We start from the raw sequence: 20,459 nt of genomic DNA, 5'->3' as shown, positions 1-20,459 counted from the left end.
CTCGACGCGGGTTGACGCGGCCAGGCATCAGGGGCAGTGCAGGAGCGGCTTCGGGCCGCTGCGGTCGACGGTGTGCGCCGACATCGGCGCACCGCACAGCGGGCACGCCCGTCCAGCTCGTTCGGGTTCGGGTTCGGTGTCGTAGGGGCCGACCGAGGCCGGCCCTGCCACGCGGATGAGCCGGGTGTTGAGGTAGGCGTACCAGCCGCCGGCTTCGCGCACGCGCTGTCGGAGCGGTGCGCGGTCATTGTGTGCCATGATCATTAGTGTACTAAGGAATGGGGGAGGACGGATGTCGAGCGACGAAGACCTGCTCAAGCTCGAGAGCCAACTGTGCTTCGCGATCGTGACGGCCGCGCGCAACGTGGTCTCGATCTACCGACCCGTGCTCGAGCCCCTCGGGCTCACACATCCGCAGTACCTCGTCATGCTCGCACTCTGGGAGCAGGCGCCGCGTTCGCTGTCAGAACTCGCCGACGAACTGGCGATGGAGCCGGCCACACTCTCGCCGCTCGTCAAACGACTCGAAGCGCAGGGGCGAGTCGTGCGCGCCCGCCGGGCCGACGACGAGCGCGTGCTCGACATCGGCTTGACCGACACCGGCCGCGCGCTGCGTGCACAGGCGGTCGCGGTGCCGGCGCAGATCATGGCGCGCGTCGGAATGGACCTCGGTCAGATCGAGGCCGTACGCGACGGGCTCGCACCGTTCGCGGGTCGCCGCTCGGGAGCGTGACTGCGCCGCTCGAGGGGTGCGCACCACCCGCGCGGAGCCGATGTCGGAGGGGCGACCTAGACTTGTCGGGTGCCCATCGTCCCTGTCGCCACGCCTTCGAAACTCAGCGTCCGCGGTGCCCGCGTCCACAACCTCAAGAACGTGGATCTCGACATTCCGCGCGACTCGCTCGTCGTGTTCACGGGCCTGTCGGGGTCCGGAAAGTCGAGCCTCGCGTTCGACACGATCTTCGCCGAAGGGCAGCGCAGGTACGTCGAGTCGCTGAGCGCCTACGCCCGCCAGTTCCTCGGTCAGGTCGACCGTCCCGACGTCGACTTCATCGAGGGACTGAGCCCCGCCGTCTCGATCGACCAGAAGTCGACCAACCGCAACCCCCGGTCCACCGTCGGCACGATCACTGAGATCCACGACTACATGCGTCTGCTGTGGGCGCGGATCGGCGTGCCCCACTGCCCCGAGTGCGGTGAGCAGATCCAGCGGCAGACCGTGCAGCAGATCGCCGACCAGCTCGCCGACCTGCCCGAGCGCACCCGCTACCAGATCGTCGCGCCCGTCGTGACACAGAAGAAGGGGGAGTTCGTCGACCTCTTCAAGGAGCTCTCGGCGAAGGGGTACGCACGTGCCGTCGTCGACGGTGACCTGATCCAGCTCGCCGAGCCCCCGACCCTGAAGAAGAGCTACAAGCACGACATCGCGGTCGTCGTCGACCGGCTCGTCGCGGCACCCGGCATGCTCTCGCGCATCACCGACTCCGTCGAGACGGCGCTGGGCCTCGCGGGCGGCATCCTGCAGGTCAATTTCGTCGACGAAGAGGGCGATGCCGCGTGGCAGAGCTTCTCCGAGAAGCTCGCCTGCCCCAACAACCACCCGCTGCAGCTGACCGAGATCGAACCGCGCACGTTCTCGTTCAACGCCCCCTTCGGTGCATGCCCGGCCTGTTCCGGCCTCGGCACACGCATGTCGGTCGACACCGAGTTGATGATCGGCGACGACGAACTGTCCATCAACGACGGTGTGCTGCTGCCGTGGACGACGCAGGGCAAGGGACTCTATCAGTACTACGAACGACTGCTGCAGGGGTTGGCCGACGACCTCGGCTTCTCGCTCGACACCCCCTGGCGCGACCTGCCCGACGACATCCAGAACGCCGTCCTGCGCGGCGAGAACTACAAGGTCACCGTCCGCTGGAAGAACAAGTACGGCCGTGAGATGCGGTATTCGTCCGGGTTCGAAGGCGTCGTGCCCTACATCGAGCGTCAGTACCTGCAGGCCGAGACCGACACGCAGCGCCAGCGCTGGGCCGAATATCTGCGCGAGGTGCCGTGTCCCGTCTGCGACGGCGCACGACTCAAGCCAGAAGTGCTCGCCGTGCTCGTCCACGGCAAGTCGATCGCCGACGCCTCGAGACTGAGCCTCGGTGAGGCGCAGCAGTACTTCGCGAAGCTCGAACTCACCGAACGCGAGGCGAGGATCGCCGCGGCAGTGCTCCGCGAGATCCGCGCGCGACTGGACTTCCTCATCCAAGTCGGTCTCAACTACCTGAGCCTCGGCCGTGCGGCCGCCACACTGTCGGGCGGCGAGGCGCAGCGCATCCGCCTCGCGACCCAGATCGGGTCGGGATTGACCGGGGTGCTCTATGTGCTCGACGAACCGTCGATCGGGCTGCACCAGCGCGACAACCGGCGCCTCATCGAGACGCTGCTCAAGCTCAAGAGCCTCGGCAACACGCTCATCGTCGTCGAACACGACGAAGAGACGATCCAGGCTGCCGACTGGATCGTCGACATCGGGCCGCGCGCCGGTGTCGACGGCGGTGGTGTCGTGCACTCCGGCCCGTTCGACGCGCTGCTGAGCGACGAGAACTCGCTGACCGGCGACTATCTCTCGGGGCGCAGGGCGATCGCGACGCCGAAGAAGCGCCGCAAGATCGACAAGAAGCGCATGGTCAGCGTCGTCGGCGCGCGCGAGAACAACCTCAAGAACGTGACCGCCGACTTCCCCCTCGGGGTGCTCACCGCCGTCACCGGCGTGAGCGGGTCGGGTAAGTCGTCGCTGGTCAACGGCATCCTCTACGAAGTGCTCGCCACGCGCCTCAACGGTGCCCGACGGGTCGCCGGCAAGCACACGCGGGTGACCGGCCTCGACAACCTCGACAAGGTCGTGCACGTCGACCAGGCGCCGATCGGCCGCACACCGCGATCGAACCCCGCCACCTACACGGGCGTGTTCGACCGCATCCGCACCCTCTTCAGCGAGACGCCCGAGGCGAAAGCGCGCGGCTACCAGCCGGGGCGGTTCAGCTTCAACGTCAAGGGCGGTCGCTGTGAAGCGTGCTCGGGTGACGGCACGATCAAGATCGAGATGAACTTCTTGCCCGACGTCTACGTCGACTGCGAGGTGTGCCACGGCAAGCGGTACAACCGCGACACCCTCTCCGTGCACTACAAGGGCAAGAACATCGCTGAGGTCCTCGAGATGCCGATCGCCGAGGCGGCCGACTTCTTCGAGCCGATCCAGGCCATCCACCGGTACCTGCGCACCCTCGTCGACGTCGGTCTCGGCTACGTGCGGCTCGGGCAGTCGGCGACGACGCTCTCAGGTGGCGAGGCGCAGCGCGTGAAGCTCGCGACCGAGCTGCAGCGGCGTTCGAACGGCCGCAGCATCTACGTGCTCGACGAGCCGACGACCGGGTTGCACTTCGAAGACGTGCAGCGACTGCTCGAAGTCCTGAACGGCCTGGTCGACAAGGGCAACACGGTCATCGTCATCGAGCACAACCTCGACGTCATCAAGTCATCGGACTGGATCATCGACCTCGGACCGGAGGGCGGCTCCGGCGGTGGCGAGATCGTCGCGACCGGCACGCCAGAACAGGTCGCCCGCGTCGAGGGCAGCCACACTGCGACCTTCCTCGCTGAGATCCTCGAAGGAGCGACCCCGGCGCGCAAGGCGGGCTGACGTGGCCTCGCAACTGCCGTACAAGCCGAAGCCGGGGGAGATCCCGACCAACCCAGGGGTCTACCGCTTCCGGGATGTCGATGGCCGGGTGCTCTACGTCGGCAAGGCGAAGAACCTCCGGTCGCGACTGTCGAACTACTTCGCGCCGCTGCACACCCTGCATGAGCGCACGCGGCGCATGGTCACGACGGCGGCATCCGTCGAATGGACCGTGGTCGCCACCGACGTGGACTCGCTGCAGCTCGAGTACATGTGGATCCAGGAGTTCTCGCCGCCGTTCAACGTGCGCTACAAAGACGACAAGTCCTACCCGTACATGGCGATCACGCTCGGCGATGAAGCCCCGCGCGTCATCGTGACGCGTAACAAGCGCATCCGCGGAGCGAAGTACTTCGGCCCGTACCCGAAGGTGTGGGCGGTGCACGACACGATCGACCTCATGATCAAGGTGTTCCCGATCCGCACCTGCAGTGACTCGTCGTACAAGAAGGCGATGGCCACCGGACGCCCGTGCTTCCCGGGGCAGATCGGACGTTGCGGCGGGCCGTGTTCGATGAAGGTGACGGTCGAGGAGCACCGGGCGATCGTCGACGACTTCGTCGCGTTCATGGCCGGTGGCGACCAGCGCTTCGCGCGCGACCTGACGAAGCGAATGAACGAGTCGTCGGCGGCCATGGACTACGAGTCGGCCGCGATGTACCGCGACAAGCTCCAGGCCATCGATGCCGTGCTCAGCCGCAGTGCACTCGTGCTCGCCGAAGACACGGATGCCGACCTGTTCGGCATCGCCGAAGACGAACTGTCGGCGGCAGTGCAGCACTTCGTCGTGCGGGGCGGCCGCGTGCGAGGCGTGCGGGCGACGACGATCGACAAGGAGCTCGACATCTCCGGCGCCGAACTTGTCGATCAGGTGCTGCAGCGCACCTACGGCGACGCAGACGCGGCCGATATCCCGCGCCGGGTGCTCGTGCCCGCGCTGCCCGACGACGCCGACGAGCTCGCCCAGTGGCTGCGAGACCGCAGAGGTCGACCCGTCGAGATCCAGGTCGCTCAGCGGGGCAAGAAGGCTGAACTCATGAAGACGGCGCACCTGAACGCCCAACAAGCGCTCATGCTCCACAAGACGCGCCGCACCAGCGACTACACGGCGCGGACCCAGGCCCTGAACGACCTGCAGGAGGCCCTCGGACTCGACGAGGCGCCACTTCGCATCGAGTGCTTCGACGTGTCGCACCTGTCCGGCACGAATGTCGTCGCGTCGATGGTCGTCTTCGAAGACGGACTGCCCCGCAAGGACCAGTACCGCTCGTTCGGCGTCGCCGAGACGACCGATGACACCGATTCGATGTACCAGGTGCTCACCCGTCGGCTCGCCTACCTCGATCGGCCCGACGAGGAGACCGACGGTGCGGGCATCGCCGACCCGCTCGCAGACGGCGGTGAAGCGCCCGTGGTCACCGATCGCCGCAAGCCGCGGTTCGCGTACCGGCCACAGTTGCTCGTCGTCGACGGCGGTCGCCCGCAGGTGGAGGCCGCGGCGCGTGCCCTGGCCGATGCCGGGCACACCGAGATCGCCTTGTGCGGCATCGCGAAGCGGCTCGAAGAGGTGTGGCTTCCGGGCGACGAGTATCCGGTGATCCTGCCGCGCACGTCAGAAGCGCTGTACCTGCTGCAGCGCCTGCGCGACGAGGCGCATCGGTTCGCCATCACGCACCAGCGCAAGAAACGCAAGCGCGATATCTCGTCGGTGCTCGCCGAGATCCCGGGTCTCGGACCATCGCGCATCAAGGCGCTGCTACGGCATTTCGGATCGGTCGCGAAGCTCAAGAACGCCGACGAGTCGCAGATCGCCGAAGTGCCCGGTATCGGACCGGCCCTCGCGGCGACGGTGCGGGAGCGACTCGCCGCACGGGACGCCGTCGCCAGTCGATAGGCTGGAGCGGCGAGGACGGGGAGGATCTGTGAACGACCAGAAGCCGACCGGTGAGGTACTCATCGTGACCGGCATGTCGGGTGCCGGCCGCACCACGGCAGCGAACGCGCTCGAGGACCTCGGATGGTACGTCGTCGACAATCTGCCGCCGCAGATGCTCGGTCCCCTGCTCGAGCTGACGGAGCTCGCGGCCGGCGCGCTCCCGAAGATCGCCGCGGTCGTCGATGTGCGTGGGCGCGACCTGTTCGGGCAGCTCCCGGCCGTGACCCGATCGCTGCGCGACGCCCGCACGCTGCGCACCTTGTTCCTCGATGCGTCGGACGATGTGCTGGTGCGACGATTCGAGTCGGTGCGCAGGCCGCACCCCTTGCAAGGGGACGGCACGATCATCGACGGCATCGAGCGGGAACGCGAACGCGTGTCAGCCGTTCGCGAGAGCGCCGATGTCGTGATCGACACGAGCACGCTCAACATCCACCAACTCGCCAACCGCATCGTCGATGAGTTCAGCGAGAGCGGCGCGGCGCGCCACACCCTCACCGTCATGAGCTTCGGCTTCAAGTACGGCCTGCCCACCGACGTCGATCTCGTCGCAGACATGCGCTTCCTGCCGAATCCGTTTTGGATTCCCGAACTGAAGGCGCTGACGGGGGAGGACCCGGAGGTGCGGGAGTACGTGCTCACGCGGCCCGGGGCGGTGGAGTTCATCGACGCGTATGCGAAGGCGCTCGAGCCGGTGCTCGCGGGGTACCAGCGCGAGAACAAGCGGCATTCCGTCGTCGCTGTCGGGTGCACGGGCGGCAAGCATCGGTCGGTCGTGACAGTCCGTGAACTGGCGGATCGACTGTCGGGGACGTCCGGAGTAGAGGTGAAGGTGAAACATCGCGACCTCGGTCGCGAGTAGGCTGGAACATCGTCCCTCCACCGAGGGCCCGATCTCGACCCCCCCTGAATCGCAGAAGGATCGCCGTGCCGCTGACCGCTGACGTGAAGACCGAATTGGCGGCCGTCCGCGACCCTCGTCCCACCGCTCGCGTGGCTGAGCTCACCGCGGTCCTCCGCTTCGCCGGCGGACTGCACTCGATCGCCGGACGTGTCGCGGTCGAGGCCGAGGTCGACAGCGACGTGCTGGCCCGCCGGGTGGCCCGGGACCTCATGGAGATCTACGGCGTGCGTCCCGAGCTGGCGCGCGTGCAGGCGTCGGGTGGACGCGCAGGCGGCCACTTCGCCGTCCGCGTGATCGACGGCGGTGAGACGCTCGCCCGTCAGACGGGGCTGCTCGACCAGCGTCGACGTCCCGTGCGCGGCCTGCCGAACCGGCTGACGACCGGAAACCGGGGCGACCTGGCTGCGATCTGGCGTGGTGCATTCCTCGCCGCGGGTTCGCTGAGCGAGCCGGGTCGATCTGCCGCGCTCGAGATCTCCTGCCCGTCCGCCGAAGCGGGCATGGCGCTCGTCGGCGCGGCGCACCGCCTCGGGATCTCCGCGAAGGCTCGTGAGGTGCGTGGCGTGCCCCGCGTCGTCGTGCGCGACGGCGAAGCCATCCGCCAGACGCTCGCCGAGATGGGAGCTGCGAAGACCGCGTCGGCGTGGGAGGAGATGCGCCAGCGCCGCGAAGTGCGCGCCGGGGTGAACCGTCTGGTGAACTTCGACGACGCGAACCTGCGCCGTTCGGCGCAGGCGGCCGTCGCCGCGTGCGCACGCGTGGAGCGCGCACTCGAGATCCTCGGCGACGAGGTGCCCGACCACCTCAAGCAGGCCGGCGACCTCCGTCTGGCACACCGTGATGCAAGCCTCGATGAGCTCGGGCACCACGCCGACCCGCCACTGACGAAGGATGCCGTCGCGGGGCGCATCCGTCGCCTGCTGGCCATGGCCGACAAGAAGGCTGCCGCCGAGGGCCTGCCAGATACCGAATCGGCAGTGCCCGCCGGACTCGAGGACTGACTCGTCACACCGCGTTACCTGCGGGAAGCTTCCCCGTGCGGCTCGCGTTGCCAGTCAATAGGATGGGATCTGTCCGTCCCCGCACGCACCGTGTGCGGCCTTGACAGGAAGTGAGAACATGGCGACCTATACGCTGCCCGACCTCCCCTACGATTTCGCGGCCCTCGAGCCCCACATCTCGGGCAAGATCATGGAGCTGCACCACGACAAGCACCACCAGGCGTACGTGACGGGTGCGAACACCGCCCTCGACCAGCTCGCCGAGGCGCGCGAGAGCGGCAACCTCGCGAACGTCAACAAGCTCGAGAAGGACCTCGCGTTCAACCTCGGCGGCCACGTCAACCACTCGATCTTCTGGACCAACCTGGCCCCGGCGAACGACGGTGGCGGCGGTGAGCCCGAGGGCGAGCTGCGTGCAGCCATCGACGAGTTCTTCGGCGGGTTCGACAAGTTCCAGGCGCACTTCACCGCCACGGCCATGGGCATTCAGGGTTCCGGTTGGTCGGTCCTCAGCTGGGACTCGATCGGACAGCGTCTGATCATCCAGCAGCTGTTCGACCAGCAGGCCAACGCCGCGCAGGGCACCGTCCCGCTGTTCCAGCTCGACATGTGGGAGCACGCCTTCTACCTCGACTACCTCAACGTGAAGGCCGACTACGTCAAGGCGGCGTGGAACATCGCCAACTGGCAGAACGTCGCTCAGCGCTTCGAAACAGCCCGCGAGAAGACGGCGGGTCTGCTGTAGGGTGACACACAGGTGAGGATGCCGGGTTCCTCCTCGGCGACGGGGCGGGAGTCGGCATCCTCCTCTTTTCACGCACACCGCGTGCGGGTGCGCATCGCAGCGATCGCACCCACGCAAACCAGAAATACGGGAGACAACGTGTCTGTCAAGATCGGAATCAACGGCTTCGGCCGCATCGGACGTAACTTCCTCCGCGCGGCGCTTGAGCAGGGCGCGGACCTCGACATCGTCGCGGTGAACGACCTCACCGACAACAAGACCCTCGCCCACCTGCTCAAGTACGACTCCGTCGGTGGCGTGCTCGCCGCCGACGTCAGCTACGACGACGACAGCATCACGGTCAACGGCAAGGAGATCAAGGCGTTCGCCGAGCGCGACCCCGCCAACCTGCCCTGGGGTGAGCTGGGCGTGGACATCGTGATCGAGTCGACCGGCTTCTTCACCAAGGCCGACCTCGCGAAGAAGCACATCGAGGCGGGCGCCAAGAAGGTCGTCATCTCGGCACCCGGCACGGGCGTCGACGGCACGTTCGTCATGGGTGTGAACGAAGACACCTACGACTCGGCCACGCAGCACATCATCTCGAACGCGTCGTGCACGACGAACTGCCTCGCGCCCCTCGCGAAGGTGTTCAACGATGCCTTCGGCATCGACCGAGGCTTCATGATGACCGCGCACGCGTACACCGCGGACCAGAACCTGCAGGACGGGCCGCACGGCGACCTGCGCCGTGCACGTGCGGCCGCGATCAACATCGTGCCCGCCTCGACCGGTGCTGCGAAGGCGATCGGCGAAGTGCTGCCCGAGCTCAACGGCAAGCTGTCGGGCTCCTCCTACCGCGTTCCGGTCCCGACCGGCTCGATCGTGGACCTGACGCTCATCACCGAGCGTGACGACCTGACCGTCGACGAGGTCAACGCGGCCTACGAGGCGGCAGCCGCGGACGGTCGTCTTGCCGGCTACCTGCAGTACAACGCCGACCAGATCGTCTCGAGCGACATCGTGCACAACCCGCACTCGTCGATCTTCGACTCGACGCTGACCAACGTCAGCGGCAACCTCGTCAAGGTGTCGAGCTGGTACGACAACGAGTGGGGCTACTCGAACCGTCTGGTCGACCTCACCGAGCTGGTCGCCGAAAAGCTCTGACGATCATGGCTCTGCGCACCCTCGAATCGTTGGGTTCGCTGGCCGGAAAGCGTGTCATCGTCCGTGTCGACTTCAACGTCCCCCTGCGGGATGGAGTCATCACGGACGATGGCCGCGTCCGGGCGGCGCTTCCCACGCTGAATCACCTCATCAATCAGGGTGCGCGGGTCATCGCCTGCTCGCACCTGGGCCGTCCCGACGGCGCTCCCGACGACAAGTACAGCCTCGCCCCTGTGGCGCAGCGTCTGTCGGAGCTGCTGGGCAAGCCCGTCGCGTTCGCGCGTGACACCGTGGGCGCCTCGGCGACCGACGCGGTCGCAGCGCTCGAAGACGGCGACGTCGCAGTCATCGAGAACCTCCGTTTCAACGCGGGCGAAACCGCGAAGGACGACGCCGCTCGTCGTGCGTTCGCCGAGGAGCTCGCGCAGCTCGGAGACGTGCTCGTCTCGGACGGCTTCGGCGTCGTGCACCGCAAGCAGGCGTCGGTCTACGACCTCGCTGAGCTGCTGTCGTCGGCCGCGGGGCTGCTCATCGAGAAGGAGGTCGACGTGCTCGACCGCCTGACCGAGAAGCCCGAGCGTCCCTACGCCGTCGTGCTCGGCGGATCGAAGGTGAGCGACAAGCTGGGTGTCATCGAGCACCTCCTGCCGCGCGCCGACAAGATCCTCGTCGGCGGCGGCATGCTGTTCACGTTCCTCGCCGCGCAGGGCCAGAAGGTCGGCACGTCGCTGCTCGAGGCCGACCAGATCGACACCGTCAAGGGGTATATCGCGACGGCCGCCGAGCGCGGGGTCGAGCTGATCCTCCCCGTGGACGCCGTCATGGCATCCGGGTTCGCGGCCGACGCCGACCACGTCGTCGCGGCTTCGGACGCACTGGAGGACACCCCCTTCGGTGCCGGCGGCATGGGCCTGGACATCGGGCCCGAGACGTCGAAGATCTTCGCCGACGCGATCGCCTCGTCGAAGACGGTGTTCTGGAACGGCCCGATGGGCGTCTTCGAGATGCCGGCGTTCGCCGCCGGCACGAAGGCCGTCGCGCAGGCACTCACCGAGGTCGACGGACTGTCTGTCGTCGGCGGTGGCGACTCGGCTGCGGCCGTTCGACAGCTGGGCTTCGCAGACGACCGGTTCGGGCACATCTCGACCGGTGGTGGCGCGAGCCTGGAATTCCTGGAGGGCAAGAAGCTCCCCGGGCTGGAGATCTTGGGATGGGAGGGCTGATGGCGCGCACACCGCTCATCGCCGGCAACTGGAAGATGAACCTCGACCACCTGCAGGCGGTCGCGTTCGTGCAGAAGCTGCACTGGACGCTGAAGGATGCCAAGCACGAGGACGGATCCGTCGAGGTCGCCGTCTTCCCGCCGTTCACCGACATCCGTACGGTGCAGACGCTGCTCGATGCCGACAAGATCCCGTTCGCGCTGGGCGCGCAGGATCTGTCGGCACAGGACAGCGGTGCCTACACGGGTGAGGTCTCGGGCGCGTTCCTCAGCAAGCTCGACTGCGGCTACGTCATCATCGGTCACTCCGAGCGTCGTCAGTACCACGGTGAGACCGACGAGGTCGTCGCGGCGAAGGTGCAGGCCGCGCTGCGGCACGGCATCGTGCCGGTGATCTGCGTGGGTGAGACGCTGGAGCAGCGTGAGGAGTCCGGTCCCACCGCCGTATCCGTCGAGCAGCTGCGGGTCGCACTCGCGGGTCTGCCCGCCGACGCCGATGTCGTCATCGCGTACGAGCCGGTCTGGGCGATCGGCACCGGCCAGGTCGCCTCGCCCGAGCAGGCTGAAGAGGTCTGCGGCGCGCTGCGCGCCGTGATCGGCGAGGTGCTCGGCGCCGATGCGGCCGAGCGCACCCGCATCCTCTACGGCGGCTCGGTCAAGGCCGCCAACATCGCCGCCTTCATGCGCGAGCCCGACGTGGACGGTGCGCTCGTGGGTGGTGCGAGCCTGCTCGTCGACGAGTTCGCGGCGATCATCCGCTACCAGAAGCACGTCGGGGTCTGACCTCGTTCCTCGCTCGGCGGCCGGTCGACGGTCGCCGAGCGAGGATGCCCGGTATACTCGACCCTTGTGCGCCCCGACGGGGCACCCGAAAGGCTTTCAACGACTGTGGACATTCTCGAGTTCGTGCTCCAGGTGCTGCTGGGCATCACCAGCCTCCTGCTGACCCTCCTGATCCTCCTGCACAAGGGCCGCGGTGGCGGTCTGTCCGACATGTTCGGCGGTGGCATGAGCTCCGCCATGGGCTCGTCGGGTCTCGCGGAACGCAACCTCAACCGGTTCACCGTCGTGCTCGCACTCGTCTGGTTCGTCGCGATCGTCGCGCTGGGCCTCATCACGAAGTTCCAGGGGATCTGATGGCTGCCGGAGGAAACGCGATCCGAGGCACCCGTGTCGGTGCCGGCCCGATGGGCGAACAGGACCACGGGCACCACGCCGACCGCGTCGCCGTGTCGTACTGGGATGCGCTCGGCAACGAGACCGTGCGGTACTTCGCCGCCGGCATCCCCGACGAAGAGATCCCCGAGACGATCGACTCGCCGCACTCCGGTCTCCCCGCGGGTCGCGACAAGGCCAACCCTCCCGCCGTCGCGAAGACGGAGCCCTACAAGACGCACCTCGCCTACGTGAAGGAGCGTCGCACCGACGAGGAAGCCGCCGAGCTCCTCGACGACGCGTTGCGTCAACTGCGCGAGCGCCGCGGCCAGGGCTGAGCCCCGCCGCACGCGGAGTTCGCGACAGACTGCGGCGTTGCGGCCGCGGCCCGCGCGGAGTCAGTAGTCCTGGTCGATGAGTTCGTCTGGCACTTCGCTGGCGGCAGCCTCGTCGACGAACAGGATCGTGCGTTTGCGGCCCTTGGCGCCCGCTGCGGGCACCTGGTCGTAGCTCGCACCGGCGAGCACGAGGCCGAGAGCCGAGGCCTTGTCGGTGCCGCTGAGCACCATCCAGACGCGCTTGGACGCGTTGATCACCGGGCGGGTGAGGCTCACGCGCTCCGGCGGCGGCTTGGGGGAGTCGCGCACGGCGACGGCCGCGCGATCGGTGATCTGGATCTCGCCGCGATCGGGGAACAGCGACGCGATGTGGCCGTCGGGTCCGACACCGAGAAAGCACACGTCGAACGCCGGCCACGACTGCTCACCCGAGCCGAATCGCGCCAGCTCGGCGGCGTACTGCTCGGCCGCCTCATCGAGGGTGACACCGTCGTCCGAGGCTGCCATCGTGTGCACGTTGGCCTCGGGGATGTCGATGTGGTCGAGCAGTCCGCGCCGGGCGCCGGTCTCGTTGCGTTCGGCGTCGCCGCGCGGCAGGAACCGCTCGTCACCCCACCACACATGCACGCGCGACCAGTCAAGGCCCGCGCGGGCTTCGCTGCGACCGGCGGCTTCGAGCACGGCCGTACCGCTCGTACCGCCGGTCAGGGCGACGTGGACGGTCTTGCCGTCGGCGAGACGCTTGGCGACCCGGTCCAGGAACCGCTCGGCAACGGCATCCGCCATCGACTGCTTGTCGGGGCTGATGACGACCCGCTTCTCCGTCCAGAACTCGGCCACAGTTGCTCCTAGGTCGTGGGCGGGCCGAGCAGTTCCCAACCCTCCGTGATCACTCGACCATACAGGAGGTCCGGATCCAGTCTGCGCAGCTCCTCCGCGAGGCATTCGCGCAGCGACCGACGCGGCAGCACGATGTCGTGCGAGGGCTGGCCCGGCTGAGTGAGCGTCGCGTCGATGTCGTTGCTGCGCTCGAGGTGCACCTCACCCGATGCGCGCGTCAGGATGACCTTCTGGATGCCGTGATCCCACTCCTGCTTCGGTGCGTAGCGCCACACGACGGGCACGTCGAGCTTGAGGCGCAACCAGGCAGCGAGCAGTCCCGTCGAGGGCGAACTGCCGGCGCCGACCACCTCGACGCCGGTGACCTCTTCGTACGGAGGCTGGTCGAGCACGGCGGCCAACTGTTCGCGCCAGTGCGTGAGTCGCGTCCAGGCGAGGTCGGTGTCTCCCGGCTGGTAGCGGGGGCCGAGGGCCGCGAGTCGGTTGCTCACGAACGGCTTCGTCGACGCATCCGTGATGCGCCGCTGGGCCATGCGGCCGATCTCGGACTGAGCCGGCTCTGCCGGCGGATCCTCCGGCCACCACGCCACGACCGGCGCATCGGGCAGCAGCAGCCCCGTGATGAGGCTTTCCTCGTTCTCGGCGGCGGCACCGTAGGCACGCAGCACGATCACTTCGCTCGCGCCGGCGTCGCCACCGACGCGGATCTCCGCGTCGAGCAGCGGCGCGTCGCCGTCGGGATAGGTCTCGAGCACGATGACGCGCATCGGGTGCTCACGAGACGCGTCGTTCGCCGCGTCGATCGCGGCTTCGTCCACGCGCCCCTTGGAGCGGATGACGAGGGTCAGCACGCGGCCGAGGGCCACCGCGCCGCCCTCTTCGCGCACGCTCACGAGGGAGCGTGCGATCTTCGACACAGTGGTGTCGGGCAGGTCGACGATCACGGGCGCCTCCAGACGCGGCCGTCACGGGCCAGAAGTTCATCGGCGGACGAAGGACCCCACGAACCGGGGGAGTACTGCTCGAGCGGACCGCCCTCTGCGGCCCAGAACTGCTCGATCGGGTCGAGGATCTTCCACGAGAGCTCGACCTCTTCGTGCCGCGGGAACAGCGGCGGGTCGCCGAGCAGCACATCGAGGATGAGACGCTCGTATGCCTCGGGGCTCGACTCGGTGAAGGCGTGGCCGTACCCGAAGTCCATCGTGACGTCGCGCACCTCGGTGGTCGCGCCCGGCACCTTCGACCCGAACCGGATTGTGACGCCCTCGTCGGGCTGCACGCGGATCACGAGCGCGTTCTGGCCGAGTTCGCGGGTCTGGTTCCGCAGGAAGAGGTGCTGCGGTGCGCGCTTGAAGACGACCGCGATCTCGGTGACGCGTCGCCCGAGGCGCTTGCCGGTGCGCAGGTAGAACGGGACGCCCGCCCAGCGGCGCGTCGCGATCTCGAGCTTGACCGCGGCGTACGTCTCGGTCGTCGACTCGGGGTTCATGCCGTCTTCGTCGAGGAAGCCGGTGACCTTCTCGCCGCCCTGCATGCCGCCGGCGTACTGGCCGCGGGCCGTCGCGTTCGCGAGGTCGTCGGGCACGTGGACGGCGGCCAGCACCTTCTCCTTCTCGGCGCGGAGGTCCTTCGCATCCAGCGAGATCGGCTCCTCCATCGCCGTGAGGGCGAGTAGCTGCAGCAGGTGATTCTGGATGACGTCGCGGGCGGCGCCGATACCGTCGTAGTATCCGGCCCGGCCGCCGACGCCGATGTCTTCGGCCATCGTGATCTGCACGTGGTCGACGTAGTTCGCGTTCCAGATCGGCTCGTACAGCTCGTTGGCGAAGCGCAGCGCGAGGATATTCTGCACCGTCTCCTTGCCGAGGTAGTGGTCGATGCGGAAGATCGAGTCGGCCGGGAACGCGACCTCGAGCGCCGCGTTCAGCTCACGCGCGGTCTGCAGGTCGCTGCCGAACGGCTTCTCGATCACGACGCGGCGCCAGCTGTCGTCGTCCTTCTCGTCGACGAGCCCGGAGTCCTTGAGCTGACGGGCGACGATCGGGAAGTCCTTGGGCGGGATCGACAGGTAGAACGCGTGGTTGCCCATCGTGCCGCGCTCCGTGTCGAGGCGTTCGACGGTCTGACGCAGGCGTGCGAACGCGTCGGGGTCACCGAACTCGCCCGAGACGAAGCGGATGCCCTGCAGCAGCTGCTTCCACGTCTCTTCGCGGAACGGGGTGCGCGCGTGCTGGCGGACGGCGTCGTGGACGACCTTCGCGAAGTCCTGGTCCTCCCAGTCGCGTCGGGCAAAGCCCACCAGCGCGAAGCCGGGTGGCAGCAGGCCACGGTTGGCCAGGTCGTACACGGCCGGCATGAGCTTCTTGCGGGACAGGTCGCCGGTGACGCCGAAGATCACGAGGGCGCTGGGCCCTGCGATCCTGTTCAGGCGCCGGTCTTCTGGGTCGCGCAGCGGGTTCTGGCCGCGCGAGATCTCGGCAGTCATCGGGGGAGTGGCTCCTCTGGTGGGGCGGGACTACTGTGCTGCTTCGAACAGCGAGAGCACGTCGGCCTGCCGGTCGGTCAGCGTCAGGGTGACGACGGGGCGGCCGTGTGCGGCGAGCACCTGGGCGTCGCCTGCGGCCTGGGCGCGGATGAGCTCACCGAAGGTGAACGGGCGCCCCGGGATCTCGAGGTCGACCTCGGTCGACTCGAGGATCTGCACGAACACGCCTTCTGCGGGCCCGCCCTTGTGGTACTGGCCGGTCGAGTGCAGGAAGCGCGGGCCCCATCCGAACGTCGTCGGGCGACCGGAATCGGCGGCGACCAGTTCGCGGAGTCCCGCCAGCTGCGGCAGTTCGTTGCGGTCGACGTAGGCCTGCAGGGCGACGTAGCCGGTGTCGGTGAGCTGCGCCCAAAGCGCATCGAAGACCGATTCGATCGTGCCGCCGGCCGCCAGTGCGGGGTCGGTCACGCGGACCTCGATCCCGTCCTGCACGAAGGCGGGGGCGCCGAGTTCGGGTCGGGCCTCGAGCAGGCCGCGTGCGGCATCCTTTGCCGATTCCACATCGGGCTGGTCGAACGGGTTGATGCCGAGCATCCGACCCGCGATCGCGGTCGCATACTCCCACACGACGAACTGCGCACCGAGCGAACCGCTCACCAGCACTTCGTCGGGGTGCTGCTCGATGAGCTGGAAGTGCACGGCGTCGTCGACGATGCGCACGATCTGCACGTCGGTCTGGGGGCGGTCGGCCTCGGGCGAGACCGGCAGCAGCACGACCGGCAGGATGCCGGTGCCGCCCTTGCCGGTGGACTCGGCCACCAGCTGCTCGATCCAGTCGGGCAGCCCCTCGATGTGGGTGCCGTCGGTGATGAGTCCGAGCTTGTCGCGTCGAGGGTCGCCACCGGCGATCGCCGCGGCCAAGACGATGGCGGGATTGCGGGGGTCGTCGATCGCGACCTCGAGCATCGTCGCTTCGGCTTCGTCGAGCAGTTCGGCGATGTCGACACCCGCGAGGCCCGTCGGCACGAGGCCGAACGCGGTGAGCGCCGAGTAGCGTCCGCCGACCGTCGGGTCGGCGTGGAAGACGCGATAGCCGGCCTCCTGCGAAGCGACATCGAGCGGCGATCCGGGATCGGTGACGACGATGATGCGTTCGGCGGGGTCGATCCCGAGGTCGCGCCAAGCCGCCTCGAAGGCGCGCTTGGCGGAGTCGGTCTCGACCGTCGATCCGGACTTGGAGGCGACGACGAGAACCGTCTCACGCAGTCCGGCGTCGGCGTCGCCGTCGATCGCGGCGAGCACCTGCCCGGGCGCGGTCGAATCGAGGATCACGAGCGGCACGCCGGCCGTCTGCGCGATGACCTCGGGTGCGAGCGAGGAGCCGCCCATGCCCGCCAGCACCACGCGTGTGATGCCGGCGGCCGCGAGCTCGGCGCGCAGTGCCGTGATCTGTGCGACCAGCGGTCGCGACACCGAGACGGCCTCGACCCAGCCGAGGCGCTTTGCCGCCTCCGGCTCGGCCTCGGGGCCCCACAGGCCCGCGTCACCCGCCGTCAGGCTGCTGGCGACGAGGCTGTCGACGAGCGTCGGAACCGTGTGACGGACGACGTCGGCGATGTGCCCCGAGACGTGGATCTCGAAACTCACCGGGATGCCTCGGGAGCGGCGGCAAGCGCCTCGGTCACGGTGTTCTGCAGGTCGTGCCACGAGACGATGAACTTCTCGACGCCTTCGTCTTCGAGCACCTGGGTGACGTCGGCGAAGTCGACGCCGACGTCGGCGAGTCCGTCGATGACGGCGTGCGCGTCTGCGTAGTTGCCGGTGATGGTGTCGCCGGTGACGACGCCGTGGTCGAAGGTGGCCTCGAGGGTCTTCTCGGGCATCGTGTTGACGGTGCCCGGCGCGACGAGTTCGGTGACGTAGAGGGTGTCGGGCAGAGCCGGGTCCTTGACGCCGGTCGAGGCCCACAGCGGGCGCTGGACGTTGGCGCCGGCGCCGGTGAGGGCAGTGGCGCGGTCGCTGCCGAACGCCTGCTCGAACAGCTCGTACGCGAGACGCGCGTTGGCGACGCCGGCCTTGCTCTTCAGCGCCGCGGCCGCCTCGGTGCCGATCGCGGCGAGGCGCTTGTCGACCTCGGTGTCCACGCGCGACACGAAGAACGATGCGACCGAGTGGATGCCGGAGAGGTCGATGCCGGCATCCTTCGCCTGCTCGAGTCCGGCGAGGTAGGCCTCGATGACCTCGGCGTAGCGCTCAAGCGAGAAGATGAGGGTGACGTTGACCGAGATCCCCGCGCCGATGACTGCGGTGATGGCGGGCAGGCCCGCCTTGGTCGCCGGGATCTTGATGAGCGCGTTGGGGCGGTCGACGGTCGCCCACAGCTTCTTCGCCTCTTCGACGGTCGCGTCGGTGTCGTGCGCGAGGTCGGGGGAGACTTCGATCGACACGCGGCCGTCGAGACCGTTCGTGGCGTCGAACACCGGGCGGAACACGTCGGCCGCTGCGGCGACGTCTTCGGTGGTGAGGGCGAAGATCGCGGCATCCGCGTCGGCGCCGGTTGCGGCGAGCTTGGCGATCTCGCCCGCGTAGTCGGCGCTGCCACCGCCGATGGCGGCCTGGAAGATCGACGGGTTCGTTGTCACACCGGTGACGTTGCGGGTCGCGATGAGGTCGGCGAGGTTGCCGGTCGTGATCCGCGAGCGCGAGAGGTCGTCGAGCCAGATGCTGACGCCCGCTTCGGAGAGGGCGTGGGTCGGGGTGGTCATGCGTTCTCCTTGACGGTTGCGCGAGCCGCTTCCACGACCGCGTCGGCGGTGACGCCGAACTTCTCGAACAGGGTCTTGTAATCGGCCGAGGCGCCGAAGTGGTCGATGCCGACGCTGCGGCCGGTGTCGCCCACGATCGTGCGCCACAGCGGTGTCGCGGCGGCCTCGACCGAGACGCGCGCCTTCACGGCGGACGGCAGGACTGCTTCGCGGTAGTCGGCGTCCTGCTCGGCGAACCACTCGAGCGACGGCGCCGACACGACGCGCGCGTTGACGCCCTCGGCGGCGAGCGTCTCGCGGGCGGCGACGGCCAGCTGCACCTCGGAGCCGGTCGCCACGATGATCACGTCGGGCGTGCCGCCGGGGGCTTCGGCGAGCACGTAGGCGCCCTTCGCGGTGCCGTCGGCCGAGGCGAACACGTCGCCCGACGCTGCGCCGTCGCCGCGCTCGAACACGGGGATGTTCTGGCGGGTGAGCGCGATGCCGGCGGGGCCCGCCTGGCGGCGGAGGATCTCGAGCCACGCGTGCGCGGTCTCGTTCGCGTCCGCGGGCCGCACGACCGTGAAGTTCGGAATGAGGCGCAGCGACGCGAGCTGCTCGATCGGCTGGTGGGTCGGCCCGTCCTCGCCGAGGGCCACCGAGTCGTGCGTCCAGACGTAGATGCTCGGGATGTTCATGAGGGCGGCCAGACGGACCGCGGGGCGCATGTAGTCGCTGAAGATCAGGAAGGTGCCGCCGAACGCGCGCGTCTTGCCGTGCAGCACGATGCCGTTGACGATCGCACCCATCGCGTGCTCGCGGATGCCGAAGTGCAGGACGCGGCCGTAGGGGTCACCCGACCATTCCTCGGTCGACCAGTCGGCGGGGATGAAGCTCTTCGCGCTCTTGATGGTCGTGAGGTTCGATTCGGCGAGGTCGGCCGAGCCGCCCCACAGCTCGGGCATGACCTCGGCGATGGCGTTGATGACCTGGCCCGATGCGGCGCGTGTCGAGACGTCCTTGCCGGACTGGAACACCGGCAGCGCGTCTTCGATGCCGTCCGGCAGCGCGCCGGACTCGAGGCGGTCGAGCAGCTGCTTGCGCTCGGGGTTCGCCGCCGCCCACGCGTCGAACGACTCCTGCCATGCGGCGCGCTGCGATGCGGCGCGCTCGGCGAGTCCGCGGGTGTGCGCGAGGACGTCGTCGGGCACCTGGAAGGTCTGCTCGGGGTCCCAGCCCAGCACCGACTTCGTCGCCGCGAGCTCTTCCGCGCCGAGCGCGGAGCCGTGGATCTTGCCGGTGTTCTGCTTGCTGGGCGCGGGCCAGCCGATGATCGTCTTCAAGACGATGAGCGACGGCTTCGAGGTCTCCGCCTTGGCCGCTTCGAGGGCCGCGAAGAGCTCGAGTGCGTCTTCGCTGTACTCGCCGGTGCGCTTCCAGTCGACGGTCTGCACGTGCCAGCCGTAGGCCTCGTAGCGCGCCGCGACGTCTTCCGTGAACGCGACGTCGGTGTCGTCCTCGATCGAGATCTGGTTCGCGTCGTAGATCGCGATGAGGTTGCCGAGCTGCTGGTGCCCGGCGAGGCTCGAGGCCTCGCTCGTGACGCCCTCCTGCAGGTCGCCGTCCGAGGCGATCACGAAGACGTGGTGGTCGAACGGGCTCTGCCCGGGCGCCGCCTCGGGATCGAACAGGCCGCGCTCGTAGCGTGCCGCGTACGCGAAGCCCACCGAGGACGCCAGGCCCTGCCCGAGCGGGCCCGTGGTGATCTCGACGCCCTTGGTGTGGCCGTACTCGGGGTGGCCGGGCGTCAGCGAGCCCCAGGTGCGAAGCGCCTTGAGGTCGTCGAGCTCGAGGCCGAATCCGCCGAGGTACAGCTGGACGTACTGCGTGAGCGACGAGTGCCCGGCCGAGAGGATGAAGCGGTCACGGCCGAGCCAGTCGGTGTCGGCCGGGTCGTGGCGCATGACCTTCTGGTACAGCAGATACGCAGCGGGCGCGAGGCTCATTGCAGTGCCGGGGTGGCCGTTGCCGACCTTCTCGACGGCATCCGCCGCCAACACCCGCGCGGTGTCCACCGCGCGCCGATCGATCTCTTCCCATGCCAGCTCTGACACCTGGTCGCCTTTCGTCGGGGGAGCGCCTCACAGTCGAGCCGAACCGCGGCCATCGGGACCGAGACCCACGGTGTGCGGCGCTGGGCGCGCGTGTGG

18 protein-coding genes are annotated in these 20,459 nt (G+C 68.5%); 11 read left to right on the top strand and 7 right to left on the bottom strand.

Annotated features, from left to right (window positions below):
• Positions 1-27 precede the first annotated feature (27 nt).
• Entirely contained in the window at positions 28-258 is a 231-nt protein-coding gene (locus AC3ENX_RS09275) for a hypothetical protein (RefSeq protein ID WP_434811593.1), read from the bottom strand.
• Between the two features lie 34 nt (positions 259-292).
• Here AC3ENX_RS09275 and AC3ENX_RS09270 point away from each other — a divergent pair, with 34 nt between their 5' ends.
• The 11 genes from AC3ENX_RS09270 to AC3ENX_RS09220 all read left to right on the top strand — a co-directional run bounded on the left by AC3ENX_RS09270 (position 293) and on the right by AC3ENX_RS09220 (position 12,180).
• Positions 293-733 carry a MarR family winged helix-turn-helix transcriptional regulator gene (locus tag AC3ENX_RS09270; RefSeq protein ID WP_434811592.1) on the top strand — a complete coding sequence of 147 codons (441 nt, stop codon included), beginning with the start codon at positions 293-295 and terminating at the stop codon, positions 731-733.
• A 69-nt stretch (positions 734-802) separates the two neighbouring features.
• A complete protein-coding gene (gene uvrA, locus AC3ENX_RS09265) occupies positions 803-3,691 on the top strand; it encodes an excinuclease ABC subunit UvrA (protein WP_434811591.1) in 2,889 nt (962 codons plus the stop codon).
• A 1-nt stretch (position 3,692) separates the two neighbouring features.
• The gene (gene uvrC / locus AC3ENX_RS09260; protein WP_434811590.1) at positions 3,693-5,624 is read left to right on the top strand and encodes an excinuclease ABC subunit UvrC; all 1,932 of its coding nucleotides are present in this window, start codon (positions 3,693-3,695) and stop codon (positions 5,622-5,624) included.
• Between the two features lie 28 nt (positions 5,625-5,652).
• Positions 5,653-6,528 (top strand): RNase adapter RapZ, encoded by an 876-nt coding sequence (gene rapZ / locus AC3ENX_RS09255; protein ID WP_434811589.1) that lies wholly within the window; start codon positions 5,653-5,655, stop codon positions 6,526-6,528.
• Between the two features lie 65 nt (positions 6,529-6,593).
• On the top strand, positions 6,594-7,571 hold the full coding sequence (whiA, locus tag AC3ENX_RS09250; RefSeq protein WP_434811587.1) for a DNA-binding protein WhiA: 978 nt from the start codon (positions 6,594-6,596) through the stop codon (positions 7,569-7,571).
• Positions 7,572-7,689: 118 nt separating this feature from the next.
• Complete coding sequence (locus tag AC3ENX_RS09245; protein WP_434811585.1) at positions 7,690-8,316, top strand: superoxide dismutase; 627 nt, start codon at positions 7,690-7,692, stop codon at positions 8,314-8,316.
• 138 nt (positions 8,317-8,454) lie between these two features.
• The gene (gene gap / locus AC3ENX_RS09240; protein ID WP_434811584.1) at positions 8,455-9,465 is read left to right on the top strand and encodes a type I glyceraldehyde-3-phosphate dehydrogenase; all 1,011 of its coding nucleotides are present in this window, start codon (positions 8,455-8,457) and stop codon (positions 9,463-9,465) included.
• Between the two features lie 5 nt (positions 9,466-9,470).
• On the top strand, positions 9,471-10,688 hold the full coding sequence (locus AC3ENX_RS09235) for a phosphoglycerate kinase (protein WP_434811583.1): 1,218 nt from the start codon (positions 9,471-9,473) through the stop codon (positions 10,686-10,688).
• Positions 10,688-11,470 (top strand): triose-phosphate isomerase, encoded by a 783-nt coding sequence (tpiA, locus tag AC3ENX_RS09230; RefSeq protein WP_434811582.1) that lies wholly within the window; start codon positions 10,688-10,690, stop codon positions 11,468-11,470. The genes AC3ENX_RS09235 and tpiA overlap by 1 nt, the downstream gene beginning before the upstream one ends.
• A 105-nt stretch (positions 11,471-11,575) precedes the next feature.
• On the top strand, positions 11,576-11,824 hold the full coding sequence (gene secG, locus AC3ENX_RS09225; RefSeq protein WP_215486355.1) for a preprotein translocase subunit SecG: 249 nt from the start codon (positions 11,576-11,578) through the stop codon (positions 11,822-11,824).
• Positions 11,824-12,180, top strand: a complete 357-nt coding sequence (locus AC3ENX_RS09220) for an RNA polymerase-binding protein RbpA (RefSeq protein WP_434811581.1) — start codon at positions 11,824-11,826, stop codon at positions 12,178-12,180. Before secG ends, AC3ENX_RS09220 begins: the two co-directional genes overlap by 1 nt.
• Before the next feature lie 60 nt (positions 12,181-12,240).
• Here AC3ENX_RS09220 and pgl read toward each other — a convergent pair whose 3' ends face one another.
• Genes pgl through tkt form a run of 6 tightly spaced genes read right to left on the bottom strand, consistent with a single transcriptional unit; the run spans position 12,241 to position 20,363 of the window.
• Positions 12,241-13,020, bottom strand: a complete 780-nt coding sequence (gene pgl / locus AC3ENX_RS09215; protein ID WP_434811580.1) for a 6-phosphogluconolactonase — start codon at positions 13,018-13,020, stop codon at positions 12,241-12,243.
• 8 nt (positions 13,021-13,028) lie between these two features.
• Positions 13,029-13,964 carry a glucose-6-phosphate dehydrogenase assembly protein OpcA gene (locus tag AC3ENX_RS09210; RefSeq protein ID WP_434811579.1) on the bottom strand — a complete coding sequence of 312 codons (936 nt, stop codon included), beginning with the start codon at positions 13,962-13,964 and terminating at the stop codon, positions 13,029-13,031.
• Positions 13,961-15,505 (bottom strand): glucose-6-phosphate dehydrogenase, encoded by a 1,545-nt coding sequence (gene zwf, locus AC3ENX_RS09205; RefSeq protein WP_434811578.1) that lies wholly within the window; start codon positions 15,503-15,505, stop codon positions 13,961-13,963. Before zwf ends, AC3ENX_RS09210 begins: the two co-directional genes overlap by 4 nt.
• Positions 15,506-15,535: 30 nt before the next feature.
• Positions 15,536-17,152: a glucose-6-phosphate isomerase gene (locus AC3ENX_RS09200; RefSeq protein ID WP_434811577.1), complete on the bottom strand. Its 1,617-nt coding sequence runs from the start codon at positions 17,150-17,152 to the stop codon at positions 15,536-15,538.
• Positions 17,149-18,270, bottom strand: coding sequence for a transaldolase (gene tal, locus AC3ENX_RS09195; RefSeq protein ID WP_434811576.1), 1,122 nt, complete (start codon positions 18,268-18,270; stop codon positions 17,149-17,151). The genes AC3ENX_RS09200 and tal overlap by 4 nt, the downstream gene beginning before the upstream one ends.
• The gene (gene tkt / locus AC3ENX_RS09190) at positions 18,267-20,363 is read right to left on the bottom strand and encodes a transketolase (protein ID WP_434811575.1); all 2,097 of its coding nucleotides are present in this window, start codon (positions 20,361-20,363) and stop codon (positions 18,267-18,269) included. Before tkt ends, tal begins: the two co-directional genes overlap by 4 nt.
• Positions 20,364-20,459: the final 96 nt, after the last annotated feature.

The sequence above is a fragment of the Microbacterium sp. bgisy189 genome, assembly GCF_057707225.1.
This window is presented reverse-complemented; position numbering and strand designations above follow the sequence as displayed.